The 20,583-nt window shown below is 38.9% G+C and carries 20 protein-coding genes; 14 read left to right on the top strand and 6 right to left on the bottom strand.

What is annotated here, in order from left to right; all coding sequences use genetic code 11:
* Positions 1–519 precede the first annotated feature (519 nt).
* From HMPREF0083_RS10425 to HMPREF0083_RS10415, 3 genes are all read left to right on the top strand, one after another.
* Positions 520–993, top strand: coding sequence for a VOC family protein (locus HMPREF0083_RS10425; RefSeq protein ID WP_021621280.1), 474 nt, complete (start codon positions 520–522; stop codon positions 991–993).
* 85 nt (positions 994–1,078) lie between these two features.
* Positions 1,079–1,831 carry an SDR family NAD(P)-dependent oxidoreductase gene (locus tag HMPREF0083_RS10420; RefSeq protein WP_021621279.1) on the top strand — a complete coding sequence of 251 codons (753 nt, stop codon included), beginning with the start codon at positions 1,079–1,081 and terminating at the stop codon, positions 1,829–1,831.
* A gap of 45 nt (positions 1,832–1,876) precedes the next feature.
* Positions 1,877–3,193 carry an MFS transporter gene (locus HMPREF0083_RS10415; protein ID WP_021621278.1) on the top strand — a complete coding sequence of 439 codons (1,317 nt, stop codon included), beginning with the start codon at positions 1,877–1,879 and terminating at the stop codon, positions 3,191–3,193.
* 34 nt (positions 3,194–3,227) lie between these two features.
* On the opposite strand, the gene HMPREF0083_RS10410 is transcribed toward HMPREF0083_RS10415, so the two are convergent.
* Positions 3,228–4,901 (bottom strand): sigma-54 interaction domain-containing protein, encoded by a 1,674-nt coding sequence (locus HMPREF0083_RS10410; RefSeq protein ID WP_081696047.1) that lies wholly within the window; start codon positions 4,899–4,901, stop codon positions 3,228–3,230.
* Positions 4,902–5,099: 198 nt separating this feature from the next.
* Between HMPREF0083_RS10410 and pdhA the strand changes: the two genes are divergently transcribed.
* The 7 genes from pdhA (at position 5,100) to HMPREF0083_RS10375 (ending at position 12,154) form a co-directional block, all read left to right on the top strand.
* Positions 5,100–6,083, top strand: a complete 984-nt coding sequence (gene pdhA / locus HMPREF0083_RS10405) for a pyruvate dehydrogenase (acetyl-transferring) E1 component subunit alpha (protein ID WP_040302329.1) — start codon at positions 5,100–5,102, stop codon at positions 6,081–6,083.
* 24 nt (positions 6,084–6,107) lie between these two features.
* Entirely contained in the window at positions 6,108–7,088 is a 981-nt protein-coding gene (locus HMPREF0083_RS10400) for an alpha-ketoacid dehydrogenase subunit beta (RefSeq protein WP_021621275.1), read from the top strand.
* A gap of 20 nt (positions 7,089–7,108) precedes the next feature.
* Positions 7,109–8,443 carry a dihydrolipoamide acetyltransferase family protein gene (locus tag HMPREF0083_RS10395; RefSeq protein WP_021621274.1) on the top strand — a complete coding sequence of 445 codons (1,335 nt, stop codon included), beginning with the start codon at positions 7,109–7,111 and terminating at the stop codon, positions 8,441–8,443.
* Positions 8,444–8,452: 9 nt separating this feature from the next.
* On the top strand, positions 8,453–9,835 hold the full coding sequence (gene lpdA / locus HMPREF0083_RS10390; RefSeq protein WP_021621273.1) for a dihydrolipoyl dehydrogenase: 1,383 nt from the start codon (positions 8,453–8,455) through the stop codon (positions 9,833–9,835).
* A gap of 46 nt (positions 9,836–9,881) precedes the next feature.
* Complete coding sequence (locus HMPREF0083_RS10385; protein WP_021621272.1) at positions 9,882–10,634, top strand: glucose 1-dehydrogenase; 753 nt, start codon at positions 9,882–9,884, stop codon at positions 10,632–10,634.
* Positions 10,635–10,986: 352 nt separating this feature from the next.
* Positions 10,987–11,622: a bifunctional transcriptional activator/DNA repair enzyme AdaA gene (locus HMPREF0083_RS10380; protein WP_040302336.1), complete on the top strand. Its 636-nt coding sequence runs from the start codon at positions 10,987–10,989 to the stop codon at positions 11,620–11,622.
* Positions 11,606–12,154, top strand: a complete 549-nt coding sequence (locus HMPREF0083_RS10375) for a methylated-DNA--[protein]-cysteine S-methyltransferase (protein WP_021621269.1) — start codon at positions 11,606–11,608, stop codon at positions 12,152–12,154. Before HMPREF0083_RS10380 ends, HMPREF0083_RS10375 begins: the two co-directional genes overlap by 17 nt.
* Positions 12,155–12,462: 308 nt before the next feature.
* On the opposite strand, the gene HMPREF0083_RS10370 is transcribed toward HMPREF0083_RS10375, so the two are convergent.
* Both HMPREF0083_RS10370 and HMPREF0083_RS10365 read right to left on the bottom strand, forming a co-directional pair.
* On the bottom strand, positions 12,463–12,789 hold the full coding sequence (locus HMPREF0083_RS10370; RefSeq protein ID WP_040302328.1) for a YnfA family protein: 327 nt from the start codon (positions 12,787–12,789) through the stop codon (positions 12,463–12,465).
* A 231-nt stretch (positions 12,790–13,020) separates the two neighbouring features.
* Positions 13,021–13,206, bottom strand: coding sequence for a DUF4158 domain-containing protein (locus HMPREF0083_RS10365; protein WP_021621267.1), 186 nt, complete (start codon positions 13,204–13,206; stop codon positions 13,021–13,023).
* Between the two features lie 157 nt (positions 13,207–13,363).
* Between HMPREF0083_RS10365 and HMPREF0083_RS10360 the strand changes: the two genes are divergently transcribed.
* The 3 genes from HMPREF0083_RS10360 (at position 13,364) to HMPREF0083_RS10350 (ending at position 16,209) form a co-directional block, all read left to right on the top strand.
* Positions 13,364–14,254: an ABC transporter ATP-binding protein gene (locus tag HMPREF0083_RS10360; protein WP_051354616.1), complete on the top strand. Its 891-nt coding sequence runs from the start codon at positions 13,364–13,366 to the stop codon at positions 14,252–14,254.
* 44 nt (positions 14,255–14,298) lie between these two features.
* The gene (locus tag HMPREF0083_RS10355; RefSeq protein WP_040302327.1) at positions 14,299–15,009 is read left to right on the top strand and encodes a hypothetical protein; all 711 of its coding nucleotides are present in this window, start codon (positions 14,299–14,301) and stop codon (positions 15,007–15,009) included.
* Positions 15,010–15,642: 633 nt separating this feature from the next.
* On the top strand, positions 15,643–16,209 hold the full coding sequence (locus tag HMPREF0083_RS10350; RefSeq protein WP_040302326.1) for a hypothetical protein: 567 nt from the start codon (positions 15,643–15,645) through the stop codon (positions 16,207–16,209).
* Positions 16,210–16,724: 515 nt separating this feature from the next.
* Here the strand turns inward: HMPREF0083_RS10350 and HMPREF0083_RS10345 are convergent.
* The 3 genes from HMPREF0083_RS10345 to HMPREF0083_RS10335 all read right to left on the bottom strand — a co-directional run bounded on the left by HMPREF0083_RS10345 (position 16,725) and on the right by HMPREF0083_RS10335 (position 19,679).
* Positions 16,725–17,240 carry a DUF2238 domain-containing protein gene (locus tag HMPREF0083_RS10345; protein ID WP_021621261.1) on the bottom strand — a complete coding sequence of 172 codons (516 nt, stop codon included), beginning with the start codon at positions 17,238–17,240 and terminating at the stop codon, positions 16,725–16,727.
* 268 nt (positions 17,241–17,508) lie between these two features.
* On the bottom strand, positions 17,509–18,759 hold the full coding sequence (locus HMPREF0083_RS10340) for an MDR family MFS transporter (RefSeq protein ID WP_021621260.1): 1,251 nt from the start codon (positions 18,757–18,759) through the stop codon (positions 17,509–17,511).
* Entirely contained in the window at positions 18,756–19,679 is a 924-nt protein-coding gene (locus HMPREF0083_RS10335) for an ArsR/SmtB family transcription factor (protein WP_167331559.1), read from the bottom strand. Before HMPREF0083_RS10335 ends, HMPREF0083_RS10340 begins: the two co-directional genes overlap by 4 nt.
* Before the next feature lie 345 nt (positions 19,680–20,024).
* On the opposite strand from HMPREF0083_RS10335, the gene HMPREF0083_RS28720 reads away from it, so the two are divergent.
* Positions 20,025–20,583 (top strand): Ger(x)C family spore germination protein (locus HMPREF0083_RS28720; RefSeq protein ID WP_021621257.1); only part of this gene is annotated, 559 nt, incomplete at its 3' end.

The following is a 20,583-nucleotide window of genomic DNA, read 5'->3' as shown; positions in this document are numbered from 1 at the left end:
GAAGTGGGAGACTTCTTTCGGAGGGAAGTTAAAGGTATTAATATTATATCACTGCTTACTAGAGAATACTAAAAATAACGCTGAAAAATACCCGGCAAAATTCAAAGCTTACCGTATTTGCTGAACAAATAGTAAAGCATTTTAATATTGACCAGTATTCAATAGTATTGATGAGTTGAAACATATTTTGATGGTGGGCGAAACCAAATAACTTAGTTAATGGGCTCGATAGTTAAATCATGTTCGGTTAAAAAGGCTCTTCAGGAAATATTCCGAAGGGTTTTTTATGTTGATCGCATTAGAGCGTTCAGTATAATTTGATGTGAAAATACAAATATGATGTTAAAATACATCATATTCTTGCGATTTTGCATAATGTGTTATAAAAAATTGTAATATATATATGATATTTTTTACTGGCATGAGAATTGCTTATATTAAAAAAAGAATTGTTAAAATTCATTTATTATATTTTTCAGAAATAATAAAGGCTGTGAATGAGGAAAGGAGGTTTTACTTGTGAGTACAGGTAAAATCACAGGTTTTTATCACGCAGGAATAACCGTGAATAATCTGGAGGAATCGTTACGATTTTATTGTGATTTTTTAGGCTTTCAATTTTTATCTCAGCAAAATGTAACAGATGAGTATGTTTTTAACATTGTCTCTGTCCCGGAAACAAGTATGATTAAGATTGCCTTTGTGCAAATCCCGGGCAGTACAGCAGTTGTTGAATTATTGGAATATGTAGGGGTAGAGCGCCACTCTGGAAGCTGTAGACCGTGTGACTATGGAACAGGACATCTTTGTTTATATGTAGAGAAGCTGGATTTGCTGTACAAGGAGCTATGCGCAAAAGGGGTGAAATTTCGTTCCGAGGCACCGGTCAATGTAACTTCAGGAAGAAATAAAGGGGCAAAAATTATTTATTGTTTAGATCCGGACGGGTACATCGTTGAATTGGTTGAACCTGCCAATAATGATGGAAGATAAATTATGATAAGCATTTTACAACAAAATTGTAAACGCATTCTATTTTTGCAGATCCGTTTATTATAACCGGGAAGGATGAAAAAACGTGTTCGAATTGAAAGGGAAAAAAGGGATAATAACCGGAGCTGTTCAAGGCCTGGGCCATGCGATGGCAAAGGGACTTCATGATGCGGGTGTCGAGCTTGTTATTCTGGATATTTCAGAAAAAGTGGAGGAAGTGGCGGAAGCAATGGCTTTCGGTGATTCCAAAGTTCATGCGGTACAAGTAAATTTATTAGATCGTCACGATTTACGAAGAGGATTTAATGAAGCACTGAGTCATTTAGGTGGGGAAGTGGACATTTTAATTAATAATGCAGGCATTCATGATCCAAAGCCAGCTTTAGATTTAAAGATGGAAAGCTTTGACCGGATTGTTGAAGTGAATATTTCAGCCGTCTTTCAACTGTGCAGATTAGCAGGCGAAGTCATGATTCGAAGGGGAAGCGGAAAAATAATCAATATCGCTTCTGTTCTCAGCTATTTTGGTGGCTATAATGCAGCAGCTTATTCAACAAGCAAGGGTGCAATTGCACAATTGACGAAATCATTGTCAAATGAATGGGCCAAAAGCGGGATAAATGTAAATGCAATTGCTCCCGGCTATTTTGAGACAAGCTTAAATGCTTTTATTATGCAAGATGAAGCAAGGTTTTCGCAATTGGTAGCCAGAATACCAGCAGGCCGTTTTGGAAAGCCGGAGGAGCTGATAGGGACCGTTCGTTTCCTGTCTTCTTCAGCATCTGATTATATAAATGGTGTACTTATTCCGGTTGACGGAGGATTTTTAGGAAGATAAGAACATGCCTTCAATATGCATAAATAATGAAACAGAGGTGGAAGGATGGAAGCAAAGGCAATTGTAAATAAAGAAGAATTGGGCCATACAGTAAAAGACGGTTATCGCTGGAAAGTGATTATCCCGATGATATTTGTCATGTATTTACTGGCATATATTGATCGAACAAATATTTCGTTTGCTTTGACAGAAATGCAAAAAACATTTGCCATTACATCAACGGTAAGCGGTTTTATTGCCGGAATATTCTTTTGCGGGTACATCTTATTGATGGCACCAATGGGCCATTTGGCCAGCAGAAAAAGCGCCCGCAAGATTGTTGTCATTCTCGGGGTGCTAACAGGTATTTTTTCAAGTATACAAGGCATGGTTAATAGTGTGGGCATGTTAGTTTTTGTTCGTTTCTTATTAGGACTTGTTGAAGGCGGAATTTATCCGGCTATGGGTGTGTTGATAGCGAATTGGTTTCCGAAAAATGAACGCGGACGAGCTACTAGCATTTTCTATTTATATGTGACAGTTGCCCCTTTGATTATGTCGCCGATTTCCGGGTATATTGTGTCAAATGTTCACTGGTTTGGTTTAGACAGTTGGCGTTGGGTATTTATTACACAAGGAGTACCGGTATTATTATTTTCTTTGCTATTCTTTTATTTGATTCCTGATCATCCGTTAAAAGCATCGAAAAAACGGATTAGTAATCAAGAACGAACGTATTTATTAGAACAGCAAGCAATTGAAGCGAGTGAGCCGAAGGTTATTCAGGAAAAGTCTTATTGGAAAGCAGCATTAAATCGTAATTTTATTTTGGTGTCCCTTGCCTACTTTATGGCCGGAGGAATCGGGAACTATGGAATTATCATTTGGCTGCCAGTAATTATTAAAGAATTTTCAACTTTTGGTTATACGGCAGTTGGTTTCATTTCAGCGATTCCGTGGCTAATTGGCACCATTGGAATGGTTTCGATTGGGTTTATTAATGATAAATTCGGCAATAAACGAGTATTGCTGTTTATATTAAATGTTATTGCGGGGATTTCGTTGCTTTCGGCGATTCTTGTGCTTGAGTCGAATTTATGGGTAGCTATTTTCTTGATTAGTATTACAATCGTTGGTGGAATGTCTTCTTCCGCTGTCTTCATGACATTAATTGCGGATGTATTCCCGGCAAATATGATTGGCGGCATGACGGGTCTCTGGAATGCCATCGGGAATATGGGCGGCTTTGTCGGACCGTTTGTTGTCGGAGCGTTGATGGCAGGAGACAATAAATTAGTTGGAGTAGGGTTCTTATCTGTTTGTTATATTATCGGGTCAATTATTGTACTATTTGTTAAATTACGGAAAGAAAAAGCTTCATAATAAGAAGCAACCAGGAGCGAAGAGCTCCTGGTTTTTATGATCGTTTTTTTATATTATACTTCTGCATTTTTCTCACTAAGGTTGACTGATCTACTTTTAAAGCGATTGCTGTTTTACGAATGCTTGGATAGGCATCTAATGCCTGTATAATCAACGAGGCTTCAACCTCTTCGAGTTTTTCTTTTAATGGTCTAATCTCTACAGAAGAAGTTGTGATAGCAGACTGGTAGTTTTCTGTAGGATGATTTCGGCCAAATTTCATTTCATTTTGAATGTCGTGTATATCAATCTCAGATTTTGTGCTCATTAAAGTAATGCGCTCTACTAAATTTTGAAGTTCTCTTACATTCCCCGGCCAGTCATAGCTTTGAAAGCTGTTTAATGCCTCCCATGTAAAGGCACGATTAATACCGTACTTATGATTAACTCCATTTAAAAAATGATAAATAAGAGGGATGATATCTTCTTTTCTTTCTCTTAATGAAGGAATATAAATCGGAATAATATTTAGGCGATAAAATAAGTCTTCCCGAAAAGTTCCTTCCTCGATCATTTTTGTTAGGTTTCGATTGGTCGCTGCAATAATTCTCACATTTACCGGGATTGGTTTTGTTCCACCTACACGGGTGATTTCAAGCTCCTGAAGAACTCTTAACAGCTTTACTTGCAAAGGAAGGGGCATCTCGCCTATCTCGTCAAGAAAAATTGTACCGTTATTTGCTGTTTCAAATAATCCGGCCTTGCCTTTTCTGTCTGCACCTGTAAATGTTCCGGATTCATATCCGAATAATTCAGACTCAAGAAGTGATTCCGGAATTGCGCCACAATTGATCTTAATGAGTGGTCCATTTGCCCTTGGACTGTAACGATGAATTAGGTTGACGATTTTTTCTTTACCGACACCTGATTCACCTTGAATCAGAACGACAGAGTCAATTTGTGCCACACGCAATGTTCTTTCAACGACTGATTTCATTTTATCAGAATGAGCAACGATCGATAGCTTGGGATCGTTCTGTTCTTTTAATATTTCGAGCTCTTGATATGCCTTTTCATTTTTCTCTTCTAATTTTTTAACTTCGTTTTCAAGTGATTTTAAATAGGTGAGATCACGAATGTTATTTACAAGCTTCTCGATCTTTCCTTGGTTATTACGGATTGGAACGGCTGAAACCAAGACAGTGACCCCTGTATTAATTTTCTGGATAATGGTTACTTCCCGATTTTCCTTAAGGGCGCGCAGGGAAGCCGAGACATCAATAACTCCTTCGTCTTCTAGCTCTTTTAAGTTTCTGCCGATGCAATCTTTTGCGGAAAGTCCGGTTATTTGTTCATATGATGGATTTTGATGAATGATGATGCCATTCTGATCGCTGATAACAATACCATCAAATGAGGAATTAATAACTTCGTTTAATTCATTCTGAACGATTTGAAGTGCGTCATACTCTTTTTTTAACCGTATCAGTTCATTTTTGGAATTAAACAAGACAATATATTTCTTGTTCTGGTAAATAATTTGAATTTCTGCGGGATAAGGATGGATGCTGAAAAAGGTAGCCCCATCAAAAGCAGCATCAATAATATGATCAAAATAATAATTGTAATTTCTTGCAATTTCGTTACTGTAAGAGATTTTTCTACTGCTGTCTACAACTAAAACACCTATCATCCTAATTTCTTTTAGCAACAACTCAGCGGTTTTCATAAGTAAGATCACCTTTCCAAGAAGGTATTTTTTATTAAAAACGATGTTGTTTTGCATCATATCTATAATATCACATCATATTGTGTGCGAAAATGCAATTTTCTCGAAAAAAATAGCTGAATAAGAGGTTTTTATTTGGCATAAATCTTGCTCTTTAAATTAAACAAAATGCTAAAAAATATCGCAGGAGGTTTGTATATGTTTAAAACGGGAAAAAATCACTTGTTCTCCCAAGAACAATTAAGAAAAATGCTTTATGAAATGTTATTGATTAGAAGATTTGAAGAGAAGGTTGAACAGTTGTTTCAACAAGGGAAAATACATGGGACGATGCATCTTTGTATTGGCCAGGAAGCTACAGCAGTAGGCGCATGTGCTATTTTAACGAACGAAGACAAGATTATTAGCACACATAGAGGACATGGCCATTGCATAGCAAAAGGAACAGAAGTGGACCGTATGATGGCTGAGCTTTTAGGAAAAGCAACCGGCTATTGTAAAGGAAAAGGCGGATCGATGCATATTGCGGATCTGGATAAAGGGAATCTTGGCGCAAACGGAATTGTGGCTGGAGGCTTACCGCTCGCAACAGGTGCAGCCTTAACTTCTAAAATGAAAGAATTAGGTTATGTAGTTGTATGCTTTTTCGGTGATGGTTCTACCAATGAAGGAGCTTTCCATGAATCGTTGAACTTAGCTTCAATTTGGAATTTACCTGTCATATTCTTTTGTGAAAACAACCAATATGCGATGTCCGGCTCGATAAAAGAAATGACAAATATTCAACACATTGCCGAGCGAGCAGCTTCCTACGGTATTCCAGGAGAGATCGTCGATGGAAATGACCTTTTGGCAGTGGCTGAAGTAACAAAAAAAGCGGTTGAAAGAGCACGGAATGGAGAAGGAGCAACGTTAATTGAAGCCAAAACCTATCGCTGGAGGGGGCATTCACGAAGCGACGCCAGAAAGTACCGGACACGAGATGAAGAAAAAGAGTGGAAAACAACCAAAGATCCGATTGCTTTATTTAAAAACAAATTAGTAGAAGAGAACATGTTGACTGAAGAAATTTTCTTAGAAATAGAGGAGCAAGTAAAGAAAGAAATTGAGGCTGCTGTTGAATTCGCTGAAAACAGTCCGATTCCTGGAGAAGAAACACTTGAAACGGATATTTTTGCATAATTTGAAAAAAGTGAGGGAGAAACAATGAGGGAAATCACCTATGCAGAGGCCATTCGCGAAGCGATGAGCCAGGAAATGAGAGCAAATCAGGATGTATTTATTCTTGGAGAAGATATCGGTATTTATGGGGGAGCTTTTGGAGTTACAAATGGGATGATTGAAGAATTTGGACCTGAAAGAGTGCGTAATACACCCATCTCTGAGGCTGCAATCAGCGGCTGCGCAGTTGGTGCTGCGATGACAGGGATGAGACCGATTTTAGAATTACAGTTTTCTGATTTTGTTACGATTGCGATGGATAATATTGTGAACCAGGCAGCGAAAATGCGTTATATGTTTGGTGGAAAAGCCAAAGTGCCGGTTGTCATTAGAACACCGGGTGGATCAGGCGCGGGCTTTGCTGCTCAGCATTCGCAAAGCCTGGAGGCATGGATGGCCCATATCCCAGGACTGAAAGTTGTTCAGCCTTCTACTCCGTATGACGCAAAAGGATTATTAAAAGCAGCAATTAACGATGATAATCCCGTTATGTTTTATGAACATAAGATGCTCTATGGTGTAAAAGGGGATGTACCGGAGGAAACATATGAAATTCCATTAGGAAAAGCGGACATAAAAAAAGAAGGAAAAGATGTCACCATCGTTGCGACAGCGATGATGGTTCATAAGTCTATGGAAGCGGCTAAATTGCTCGAAGAAGAAGGAATTAGTGTGGAGGTGATTGATCCGCGTACACTTGTTCCGTTAGATGAGGAAACAATTTTACATTCTGTTCGGAAAACGGGACGTGTTATTGTCGTGTACGAAGCGGTAAAAAGAGGCGGATATGGCGCAGAGATTGCCAGCATGATCGGTGAAAGCGATGTATTTGATTATCTGGATGCACCCATTATGCGTTTAGGCGGACGTGCTGTACCTATGCCATACAATGCATTTCTAGAACAAAAAGCAGTTCCACAAGTAGAAGACATTATTCAAGCATGTAAAACAATTATGAACAAATAAGGGAAGGGAAGGAGGATATCATGGCCACGAAAGTAGTTATGCCTAAGTTAGGAGCAACGATGGAGCAAGGCACGATTGTAAATTGGTTCGTTAAAGTAGGCGATAGGGTAGAATACGGGGAACCGTTAGTTGAAGTATTAACAGATAAAGTTAATATTGAAGTGGAAGCGGAGATGGATGGCATTTTGCTGAAAACTTGCTTCGAGGCGGATGAGGTTGTTCAAGTTCATGATGTTATTGCCTATATAGGTGAGGAAGGGGAGGTGATTGAAGACGCTGAAGGCGGGATGCTTCAGCAAGCCTCAGCGCTTTCTAAGAGTGGAGCGCAAGAGACAGCAGAAAAGTTTGTGTCGAAAAAGCAACCGGAAACCGAACCCCAGACGAAAATCCGCCGCACCCCTGCTGCCCGTAAACTGGCGAAAGAAAACAGCCTTTCCTTAGAAACGGTGCAAGGTACAGGACCTAAAGGCAGAATACAAAAAGCGGATATTGAAGAACACCTTCGCTATTCACTGCAAAAAACAAAAGCAACCCCTTTGGCACAAAAAATAGCGCATTCAAATCGTTTGGATCTCAGCCAAATCCAAGGTTCAGGTATCAACGGTAAAATTGTTCGGGACGATGTTCTAAAATATGCAAACGTCGAAAAGGATGTTTCAGTACATGCTGTTAATAAAACGGCCTTTACAGGTATGCGAAAGGTCATTGCGGATCGTATGGTGCAAAGTGCTTATACTGCACCGCATGTTACATTAACGAGTGAAATTGATATGACCAATTGTGTGAATATGAGAAAAGAGTTGTTGCCGATTATTGAGAAACAGAACGGGTATCGTCTTTCTTTTAATGAGATAATCGTAAAAGCTGTTGCCCATACATTACAAAATCATCCGGCTATTAACGTTTCCTTACAAGACGATGAAATTATTCATTATTCGACTGTAAATATTGGATTTGCAGTAGCGATACCGAATGGATTGGTTGTTCCAGTTGTAAAAAATGCGAATCAAAAAGGCTTAGCCGCGATTACAGAAGAATGCAAAACACTAGGTTCGCTGGCAAGAGAAGGGAGATTACTGCCAGACCATATGAAGGATGGGACTTTTACGATTAGCAATTTAGGGATGTACGCGGTTGATGCATTTACCCCGATTATTAATCAACCTGAAGCAGCTATTCTTGGTGTTGGCAGGATTCAAGAAAAACCAATGGCAGTAAATGGAGAAATAAAACTAAGATCCATGATGGCATTGAGTCTTTCATTTGATCATCGTATTGTTGATGGTGCGCCTGCTGCGGAATTTTTAACAGATGTAAAAGATGCTCTTGAAAATCCTTATAAACTGATCGTCTGAGGTGAAGTGATGGATCGTTATGATGTTGTGGTAATTGGTGGTGGACCGGGTGGCTATGTGGCAGCTATTCGAGCTTCTCAATTAGGGTGTACAGTTGCGTTGGTGGAATCCGAACATTTAGGTGGGACCTGCTTAAATAGGGGATGTATCCCATCAAAAACACTTCTCCGTCATGCAGAAGTAATTGAACAAATTGAGCAAGCAAAAAGCTGGGGAATTGAGACGGGAAGCCTCACATTTTCATTCGAAAAGATGATGAAAAGAAAAGATAAGGTCATCCAAACATTACGCTCTGGAATTACTGGCTTACTAAAAAAAGGAAACATTACATTTTTTAATGGACAGGCAACTGTAGATGAAAAAAAATGTGTTTCGATTGATTTTGGTAGCGAGAAGAAAGTTATTCAAGCTGGTAAGGTGATTATAGCAACAGGGGGCAAGCCTTTTGTGCCACCTATTTCAGGTGTAGAGAAAGTGGATTTTCACACAAGTGATACGATTTTTCAGCTTACTGAAATACCGAAGTCCATCGTGATTGTAGGCGGTGGAGTTATCGGGGTCGAATTTGCGAGTATTTTTGCCAGTTTACATGTAGACGTTACGATTGTTGAGATGGGGGATCGCATTGTTCCGAGTGAAGATCCGGACGTTTCGCAGCTGCTCCATAAAATATTGAATAATAAAAATATTAGAGTCTTAACAAATAAAAAAGTAGAATCAATAAGTCAGCAAGACAAACTAAAGCGGGTTTTAATTGAATCGAAGGATGGGGTAAAAGAACAAATTGAATGTGAAGAAGTGTTGATAGCTGTTGGACGCAAGCCTAATCTTTCAGCTATTGAAAAGTTGCCTATACAAATGGACGGACCATTTGTTGAGGTAAATAAATCAATGGAAACAAATATCGACGGGATATACGCGGTTGGTGACATTACAGGAGGGTGGCAGCTGGCTCATGTAGCGAGTGCGGAAGGCCTTGTTGCTGCTGAAAATGCTGCAGGACATAAAAAAGAAATGGATTATAAGGTTATACCACGCTGTATTTATACGGCTCCGGAAATTGCAAGCGTCGGAATGAGTGAGAAACAGGCAAGTCAAAATAATATTCCTTATCGAGTTGAAAAATATGCATTATTAGGAAACGGAAAAGCAGTCGCAATGGATGATACACAAGGATTTGTAAAGATTATTGTGGAAGATCAGTATGGGGAAATTCTTGGTGTTGTGATGATGGGTGCTCATGTAACAGAGATGATTTCGCAAGCATCTGCTTTTATTTATTTGGAAGGTACAGTGGACGAGCTGGCAAAAATGATTCAGCCACATCCAGCCTTATCCGAGATGCTGTTCGAAGTAGCCAATTCATGGCTAGGCAGAGGAGTTCATTCATAAGATGAGCCGGTCATTCTATTAGTATGATAGTAAAGGAGTAGGAGTCATGTTTACATTAGCTGGAAAAAAAGCAATCGTTACAGGAGCTGCACAAGGATTAGGGAAAGCGATGGCTACAGCGCTGCATGATGCTGGGGCAGAGGTCGTTATTCTGGATATTTCTGATCAGGCTCAAGACACAGCAGCTGAAATTGGAAAAGAAGGCGCAAAAGTTCATGCGGTAAAAGGGAATTTAATGGATCGGGAAAACTTGGGGGAGGCTTTCCAGGAAGCTGTAAACAAATTAGAAGGAAGAGTGGATATTCTCATTAATAGCGCTGGATTAATCGAACGAAAAAGCGCAATGGATTTTTCGCTGGAGAGCTGGGATCGAATTTTTGAAGTGAATGTATCAGCAGTCTTCCAATTGTCTAGACTAGCAGCTCGTATTATGATTGAACAAGGCTCGGGAAAAATTATTAATATGGGTTCGATTTTAAGCTTTCTTGGTGGGTTTAATGCCGCGGCATACTCAACAAGCAAAGGAGCTATTGCCCAATTGACGAAATCATTATCAAATGAATGGGCAGCGCACGGTATTCAAGTGAACGCGATTGCGCCAGGCTATATGTTAACAACAATGAATGATGATATTAAGAATGATGAGGTTCGTTCTCCGCAAATTGATTCGCGTATTCCTGCAGGACGCTGGGGGACACCTGAAGATGTTATGGGTACTGCGGTATTTTTATCTTCGGCAGCATCTGATTATATAACAGGAGTGATTATTCCAGTTGATGGTGGTGTACTTGCCAGATAACCGTTCGTTCAAATTACGCAAAAAAACCGGAACATGGGTCTGCCAATGTTCCGGTTTTTTGTCGTTGATGATCCCTTTATTGAGATTTATGTAGTTTTCGTTTGGAAAAAGCAAGCTGTTTTCTTACCTCTTACCACAAAAATGTGTCGATTTATCCAATCAGATGTATATAGAAGAAATGTAATTAACAATAAATATATTATGTAAATAAAAATCCTCCATTCGTCCAATCTTGTCCGATTTTTATATCTTGCTATTACATTCACAAATGCGTACACCAGGCTATCACCGGGGGTATACTGTGAGTAGAGGTGATCAAATGATAAATCCGAAAGGGCAAGCGCATAAGAGCATGTTCGACACCGTTCACAACGAAAATATAATAGAGGCTGATCAGGAGCGCAGTATGACAGACGAAAAGTGGCAAGCTATCATACATAATGATATGTCTTATGATAATAAGTTTTTCTATGGCGTAAAGACCACAGGCATTTTTTGCAGGCCAGCTTGCAAGTCCAGGGTGCCCAAAAAAGAGAATGTGTGTATATTTCAAAACGCAGCTCAAGCATTGTCAGAAGGCTTTCGCCCATGTAAACGGTGCAGACCGACCGGGCAGCGTTTGCCTGATCATGAGTGGGTAGACCAGATTACGCACTGCATTGCTATGAATTACAGTAAGGCATTAACGTTAGAAGCGTTAGCGGATATGTGTCATGGCAGCCCCTATCATTTGCACCGTATATTTAAGCGGATTAAAGGAATTACGCCGATTGAATATGTTCAGCAAACGAGAATAGCCAAGGCTATAGAGTATCTGATTCATTCGAATAAAGCGATTGCAGATATCGCTATAGCCGTAGGTATACCTAATACATCTTATTTTATAACGCTGTTCAAGAAGAAAACCGGGCATACACCTACACATTATCGTCAATTAAATCGCAATAAACATACTACGGAGGTGTTACAGAATGGAAACAAGAACTAATCAGAAAATGTACTGGACGTTGCTCGTCCATGAAAAGTGGAGCTTATACATGGCTGCAACGTCAAAGGGACTTTGTTACGTAGGTTCTCACAATAAGCCATTTGAAGAATTATCCGATTGGGCAAAAAATCGTTTTTCCGACAGCGTGCTGATTCAAGATGATGAAAAATTACAACCGTATATGACAGAATTAACCGAGTATTTTCGAGGCGAGCGCAAAAGCTTTACGATACCATTTGATTTTTACGGTACGCCGTTTCAGCTCGCCGTATGGAATGCACTGTGCGAGATTCCATATGGACAAACACAATCTTATTCGGATATTGCGAACTATATTCAAAAACCGGCTGCGGTACGTGCGGTTGGAACTGCGATTGGCGCAAATCCCGTTTTAATTACCGTGCCATGCCATCGGGTAATCGGCAAAAATGGTTCACTCACTGGCTACCGGGGCGGTTTGAATATGAAAACACAGCTCCTGCAACTGGAACAGGAAAGCTTGCTGACCGAAGGGAGTGTGCTACATGTCTAGACATCTTGCAGAATGCATGGCTGCCCTAGGTTGGAGTTTCATTGCAGCATACAGTAAATTTAGCAGGAATTTTCTCAAGCTGATGCTCCAGAGTAGCAATTGATAAGAAATCATATTATATGTTGCATGCTATATAAATTACACTTGATATTTTAACAGGGTAGCGTTGTCGGTATTTGATCATTCAGAAATAAATAGTGTTTTTTATCATGAGGATGACAAAATATTAATGCCGTTAGCTCCTTCTCCGGTTAGTGAAAAGTTCGGTTGGGTTGAAGATGCCTTCAATCATCTTCAACCTTTTCTGTTCATGTTCTGGGTGCCCAAAGCATAATGGAGACACCGATAAGGCAAACGATTGAACCAACCCAATCATATATATCCGGTGTTTTTTTATCGATTCCCCATCCCCATAATACAGCGAGAATAATAAAAACACCGCCATAAGCTGCATATACCCGGCCAAAAGTAGGGAAAGTTTGAAATGTGGGGATGACGCCGTAGAGCATTAAAATGATGCCTCCAAGAATCCCGTACCAATAAGATAAACCTTCTCGAAGCCATAGCCATACGAGGTAACCTCCCCCTATTTCAGCAAGGCCGGCTAGTATGAATAAAATAATAGCTTGGCTCAATTTGTTCACTTCCTTATATATGTATAACTTAATTATAGACAATTAGTTAGTGATTTGTAAAAAGAGTCAGGTACTATATAAGTTACACTTGATATTTTGACATGATAACGTAGTTGGAAGTAGGGAATTCGAAAAAAAAGAAGAGGTTGGTGCGCCCTGCGCTCCGGCAGAAGAAAGGCCAGTGTGTCTTTTTCTCGTCTCTGATTTTCTCCGTCTTGGGGATACCGGTATCTAATCTTTCCAATCATATTGGGAATACAAGGATGGTTCAGAGAAAATCTGCTTTGCGATGTAGAAAACCACAGCTTTTGGAACTTCATGTTTATGGGTTGGAAATCGAGCTTCATTCTGAAAGAACTTCAACGGAATTACAAATCCAATTTTAGTTTCTATCGTTTTGTTTTCAATCAGCTTCATTTCATTTTCCAAAATTATTTTCAGAACTTGATAAGTTGACTACATGTTGTGTTGAGTGAGACAAATAAGGAAAAATTAGTATTCGTTCATTTTCTACTGTTTGTATCAAAAGTTAAAATAAGGTAAAATAAGAAAACAAAAGTGGGTGATGAGAGAAATGGCTAAAATGCTACTACAGTTAGAAAATGTGAGTAAACGTTACCTACGTCATACAGTGGTACAAGATATATCATTCTCTATCTTTGAAGGTCAATCTTTAGCTATTCTCGGTAAAAACGGTTCTGGTAAAAGTACAATTTTAAAGATTATTTTGGGTTTAAGTAAAGCTACGAATGGCCTTGTAAGGCAACTTAGAGGAGACAAGTTAAAGATTGGTTATATCCCAGAACAGTTTCCTAAAAATTTACGATTTACTCCGGATGAATATTTATATCATCTTGGAAAAATACAAGGCCTATCCTCTTATTACTTACAAAAACGAATTCCCCAATTAATTTCCCAATTTCAACTAGATACTGTAAAGAACCTATGGATTCACCATTTATCAAAGGGAATGAGACAAAAAGTAGGGATTATGCAAGCTATACTTCACGAACCTGATATCCTCGTTCTGGATGAGCCTTTGTCCGGTCTAGATATGACTACACAGCAGCATCTTATAGAACAGATTCTATCTTTGAAAAAAAGTGGAGTGGCAATCATTTTCACCTGCCATGAAATGGATTTATTAAGGAAAGTAGCTGATAGGGCTATTATTTTAGAGGATAAAAAGATAAAAGAGGATTTTATGCTTCAGGAAGAGATAGATGGTTACATGATTATTGAATGTAGATGGCATGACAGTAAAGCATGTGATCTATTAAGGGATGTAGACGGAGTTACAGAATATATAAGCCTAACAGAAGACGTTTGGCGTATACAGGTTGTCCCTAGCTATAGTGACAGGCTTATTGCCCAACTTCTATGTTGGGGAGCTTCTATATGTTCTGTTACTAAGCACGAGGATGATCACTATGAACATAAAATAAATGAAATCTTTCAAACTTAATAATAGAGAGTAAACGGCATTGTTTCATAATAAGGGAGGTTAGCATGCCATTTTTAATACGATATGTATTATACGATTACATACGTTCTTATCGTTACATTCCGCAAGTCTCTATTTATATCATATGGATTGGCATTTTTTATACGAATGTTCCAAATCCTATTATGGATAGTTACGCTATTACGTGTATGTTCCTATACTTTCTTTCTGCATGGCTTTGCATGAGCTTGTTTAGCACAGAAGACCCTATTCAGCATCAGATAACAATACTGCATGCAGGAGGCGTAGCAAAAGTTTATATAAGTAAAATTATCTCAACCTGGATTATAACCATACTACTTTCCATTTTTGCGGTAGTTTATCCTATTATTTTCGATAAGTTTGATAAGCCTGTTCAATTTTTTCATATTTCCCTATCTTTTCTAAGCCACATAACACTTTCCTTGTTAGGGATTCTCATAGCTGCGCTTTTTAGCAAATCCCTTGTTATTCGAACCATGGACTCATGGGGAGGTGTTAGTTTACTTTTAATTTTATCTGTATCCTACAAGGGCATAGAAGCTAAATTACCTTCTATACTTCATCCTATATTATGGATTTTACCTCCGTTTTCTAAAGTCTTTTCAACTTTAAATCTTGGGGACAATATACGCTTTAGCTTTCAAATCGCATTACCTTTTGTGTGGGTATATGTATACTGCCTTTTTATGATAATGATTCTGTTTTTTATCCTAAAAAAGAAAAGAGATTTTTAATTTTAAGCCTTTTACAATCCATTTTTTAATAAAGGTGGGTAATAACGTATTAAAGCAAAGTGAAAAATTGAAGCTAAGATATAAAATTATGGGGAGTGTCGCTTTTTTATTATGTCTTTCCTTTGTCAGCTATGCAAAAGATTGCCCCTAATATATATGTCAATCCATAAATGCCAAATACAAAAAGGTAAGCTCTGTTAAAGGATATTGGTTCTGCTCGGGAACGTGTTTCTCATTATATTGTATAAATGATATAATCAGCTTAGTCTGTATATCACCTAATAATAAAAACCGATGCTTCCTCAAAACGCAAGGAAACATTGGTTTTTTTCGTTCTGGAAGTTGTATTAGTGAGGGTTTTCAGTGGGATATCTTATTAGAGTAGACGTAGGTCGTACACAAAACACCAATTTAATCCATTCGTTTGCCCCTAGTGTTAACTACGCTGGTCTACCCAGTACCGTTGCATTCATTTTTGTCAAATGGTAAAATATAAAAAAATAAAAAAAAGGAGTTTTTCAATGATCCGAGCTAAGATATAACGTATAGCCTCTAGCCCCAAAGCCCGAGGACCTCCATATGAATGTACTCTATTATTTATACAAAAATTGAGATCATATGGGGGATAAGAAGATGAGTAAACCTGTAATGAACGTAGCATTGGTATGCGGACCCGATTGCGATATGGAAATCCAAGCAATCCGAGCCACTCTGGAGTGTTTTGGTGCAAGGGTTTTTACTTATTGGGTTGGCAGACCGAATGATCTGATTGATATCATATCTGGTAAGGACTTGTATCCGAATACGGATATGATCATTCTTTGCTTCCATGGCGATGAAGGCCAATTTATCATGCCAGAGCTGGAGGAAAGTATCTATGAACTGGGAGAACCCAAGGGTAACTTTGGGCCGGAGGAGATTAGACGCTTTGCTAAGCTGGCAGGGAAAACTGTAATCAGCACCGGATGCTCAGTAGGAAAACTAGAGACGGCACAAGCATTTCTCGACAGTGGTTGCGAAGTCTATATCGGGCCAAATGATGATCCATATGGAAATGACGCGCTCATGTTTGTTCTGAGGCTTTTCTACGACCTCATTCAGAACAAACGAAGCGTCAAGGAAGCTTTCCAAAATGCCAAGTCTTTGGACGCGGAGATGGATATGTATCAGCTATATGAAAATGGACAGCAATCTATATAAGTTACACTTGATATTTTGACATGATCATGTGGTTGGAAGTAGGAAATTCGGAAAAAAGAAGAGGTTGGATGCGCCCTGCGCTCCAGCAGAAGAAAGGCTAGTGTGTCTTTTTCTAGTCTCTGATTTTCTCCTTCTTTTCCTACCTCCTACCACAAAAGTTTGTCGATTTATCAAACCAGATGTATATAGTAGGAAATGAGACGTATGTGTAGGAAATAGCTTACTTAAGTTCCTTCCAATTTGGAAGGAACTTAAGGTTGCAGACAAACTCCCTCGCTAAACGAACAGCGAGGGAGTTTTGTTTAATGATTTCCAGTTTAACCCATACGTTTACCTCTGGTGTCGGCAACGCTGGTATTACCCCAATAGGGGGAGTACGACATCGTCATCAATCCAAAATTCCCCACAGTCTTCAGGCCGAAAAACACGATTTTTTTCTCTTGATATCAAATGAAAATACAGTGTTAGATCGTGAAGTAGATAAAGTGGCAGACTGGCAACATTTAAAATTTTTCTTATTTTCTTCTGAAAAATGCCGCTATTATCGCTACAATAATCCCGCCTACACTATCAGCAATTAGGTCCGTCATCGTGTCAACATTGCCACCACCTTGTGTAGTTGTGCCAAACAGTTGATCAACACTGAACTCATAAATTTCCCAGAGCACACCACCAAGCACAGCAACTGAAAGAACATATATAAATATGAACCAGGATGTCATACCTTTACGTGCTCCCTTATTAGTGAGCCTCTCTAATAAATCAAGTGCAATACAGGCAATCAATATGCCACTTATGCAATGCAAAAATGTATCCCACCAGCTAATACTGTCGTAAAATCCCATCATAGAACCAAGAAACTGTGAACCGAACAAGAACGTAAAATATAAAGTGATGATTAAATAATGAAAGCGGATTTTAGCAAAGCGCTCTAACAAAAAAGGAATGGCACCACAAACAATTGCGCCTATGGCAATTTGGTAGTGCTGAGTATGATTTTGTGCAAAATAAACAAGGAATAATATTGCCATAAACAGAGCATAACACAGACTAAAAGTTGCACATACGTTACTTTTCGATGTTCTTATCATATTCAGGCACAGGAGAGGAAGCATTTTGTTGTCCCAAAATGCTTCCTCTCCACCTTTCTGCTTATTATTTTAGTCAATAAGTATATATTGTCCGATAAAAAAGAAAGTATGATGATATTTTTAAGTTCTCTAGAGAAAAGGTTCATTAGGCTGGGTACGTTTTTTCAAAATGATAAGTATATAAATACTGCGTATTTAACCTCATAATCTAAAAACAAACCTTATCATCCAAAGGGGGGCCATGTTTTGCGCTAGATTGTTTTATTCTGTACATTTTCCATCCTTTTGCATAAAAAAGCAGGCTGAACAAAGAAATTCCACTCATCGCTATAAACATTGCTTTTCCGCCATAAGAGCTTAAAATAAGCCCGGCAAGCCAGGGGCCAATAAAGCCACCCAGTTGTGTAAATTCCTGTGCACCATAGTAGGTACCCCTCACTTTTTCAGGTGTTATTACATCGATCAAAGCATATTCAGACGGAATAACGAGGATTTCTCCAATAGTGAACACAATCATGGATAGCATGAGTAAACCTTCATTAGTGGAAAAAGCAAAACCAACTTCTCCTAAGGCAAATAACATGCTGCCCATTGTTATCGTTTGGAGGCCTTTATATTTTTCCAGCATTTTTGTGATCGGCGCCTGCAAAAGGACGATGGTAAATCCATGAACGCTTAATAGGTAGCTGAACAGGGTAACGCCTTCCTCGAATTGTTCACTGACATACTGTGATAAGTAAACGGACATTTGACCATGGACAATCGTAAGGCTAATGCCTCCCAGAATAAAGAAGAGCAAGATGGAATCCCGGCGGATGATATTCACTGCACTTATGATGGTGATGCCATCTTCTGATCCGTTGCTTTCTCCTGGTTTGACGATGCTGCATTTTTTAAAACCGATAAGTAAAATGAGTGCGTAGAGCAGGTAAACCGTTCCGGTCAATTGAAAGGCTATCGAACTTCCTTCAAGCCCAAGATTCGCTCCTATCATTGGTCCGAGCGCATATCCAAGATTCACCGCCAAATATCTGGTAGAGAATAGCTTAAATCTTTTGTCCTGAGGTGTGATATCACCCATTAGAGCTTTGGATACGGCCGAAAAAAACGAGGTAGCCAATCCTCTTATCATACTCAATAAAAAAAGAAGGAATGGGTTAGTCACAAGGATAAGCAACACAAAAACAACAGCTAAGCTGCATAGAGAGCCGAACATTAACACTTTTCTTCCAAATCGGTCCGATAATATGCCGCCGATGAATCCGCCAACTGTAGCCGCTAATGGACCTGCCCCGACAATCATGCCGATAACAGCGTAGCTTAATTGTGTATGCTTATTCAAATATACAGCCAAAAAAGGAATGCTCATAGCACTCGTTAAAGAAATTAATGCAGTGCCCAGTATGAGAATTTGTGCAATGGGATGGTATACGGAAAGAAGTCTTTTCATTTTATTCATGAGCTTTTTCCTTTAGACAACGTTATACGCTCCAAGCCTTCTGTTAACAATGAAATAAAGGATGGTCTTACGCTATAGAAAGCTACCGTCGTGCTTCCCATATAATGCCTGCGAACAATTCCAGCTTTAGCAAGAGCAGTAGCATGATGGTGAACGGTGCTTTTAGCAAGTCCCATATTTTTATGCAGCTCTATCAGATTACAAGGGCTCCTGGATATAAATTCTAAAACCTTCAATCTGTTTTCATCCGATAGTGCCTGAGAAAGCCTGATAATGTTTTGATACGCTATTTCTTTTTCGCTAAGTTGTGGTGCGATAGGATAAAGGTATGTGGCCATTCCTTTGAAATAATCATGAATGACTGACGGTTTACAATGATACTGAGGGATAACGTATACTTGTGTAAGCTCATCAACGGGTTCAACCCGTATACCATTTGTCACTTCCTCGATCAAATCAATAGGGGAAAGCTCCTGGGCTCTTTTAGCTTTCAATGCGGCATCCGCTTGTAGCTGCGATAGTATATCGGAAGGAAGGTATTGAAAGTAGTACTCATTCCAAAGCCGCAACAGTTCAAGCGTTTTATCACGTATTTCTCCGATATTAGCAGGAATGGCTTCTACCCATGGAGAGAGTCGTTCGAAAATCTCTCCAGGAGACACCTTCTCTAGCCAGTCTAGAAAATCTGTAACCGAATCCTTTTTTGGGCATTGTGTGATTAATAAAACAATACGATGCAAAACCTCCCATCGCTCATCCTCAAACTCCGCAATGAATTTCTTCGGAATGCTTGCCTTAACTTTAGCTATCCATTCATCCTTGATATCTAGCGGTTTTAGTTTTTTATAGTAAATAAAAGCATATAAACTGTTCACTAACTCATAAGCAGGAGAATGGTCAACCTTTACACTATAGCTCATATGTTCAGCTCCTTTTGCATCCATAAAAAGCAACCTTTGTTTTCTATTTGAGATTATTTTATATTCGATGAACATCGAATGCAATAATTTATTCGATATAAATTGAAAAAATTAAAACATTTTAATGACAATCATTATGCTTACAGAAAATATGAAGTTTACCGTTTTAAAATTATGGTTAACTTACTGGCTGAAAATACATACTTCCTTTACTTATTCGCATATTTTTCCATAATGTTTCACATATTAACAGATAATAGGATGGGTGAAATTTTTTGGTGTGCATGCCTTTCCAAGCTCCGATTTCTATATGTCATTATGACGAAGGAAGAGAAGAGGATATAGATGATAAAGTATACGATGCTAATTGTAGTCTGTCTGCTGCTTATAGTGACGCCAGGCTGCAGCCATGACCGGCTTGATTTGGAGGATACGACGCTATCTTTGGCTTATGGATGGGATATCGATAAGGATGACAAATTAATGATATATCAGGCAAGCACCATTTTTAATAAAGATGTGAAAAAGAAATACGAAATGCTTGCATCGAAGGTAAATACTCTCAGACAGGCGAGAGAGGTGTTTAACAGCACAAGCAACGGATTGATTGTTGTTGGAAAATTGCAGGTAATGATGATTGGGGAGAAGCTGTTAAAAAAAGAAGGAATTATGCCGCAACTCGATGTAGCATATCGTGATCCCAAAAATACAGGAAACATTCGCATGGTCGCCGTAAAAGGGCCAGTGTCTTCCATTATGGAGAGTAATTTTGTAGATAAGCCAGCGCTTCCGCTTTATTTGACCCAGTTGCTTGATGTGGAAAAAAGATATAACGGCACCATTTCAACTACGTTACAAAAGCTGCATATGTATATGTTTGATAAAGGGATTACACCAGCGATCT

It is taken from the genome of Aneurinibacillus aneurinilyticus ATCC 12856, assembly GCF_000466385.1.
In the GTDB taxonomy this organism is placed as follows: Bacteria; Bacillota; Bacilli; order Aneurinibacillales; family Aneurinibacillaceae; genus Aneurinibacillus; species Aneurinibacillus aneurinilyticus.
This window is presented reverse-complemented; position numbering and strand designations above follow the sequence as displayed.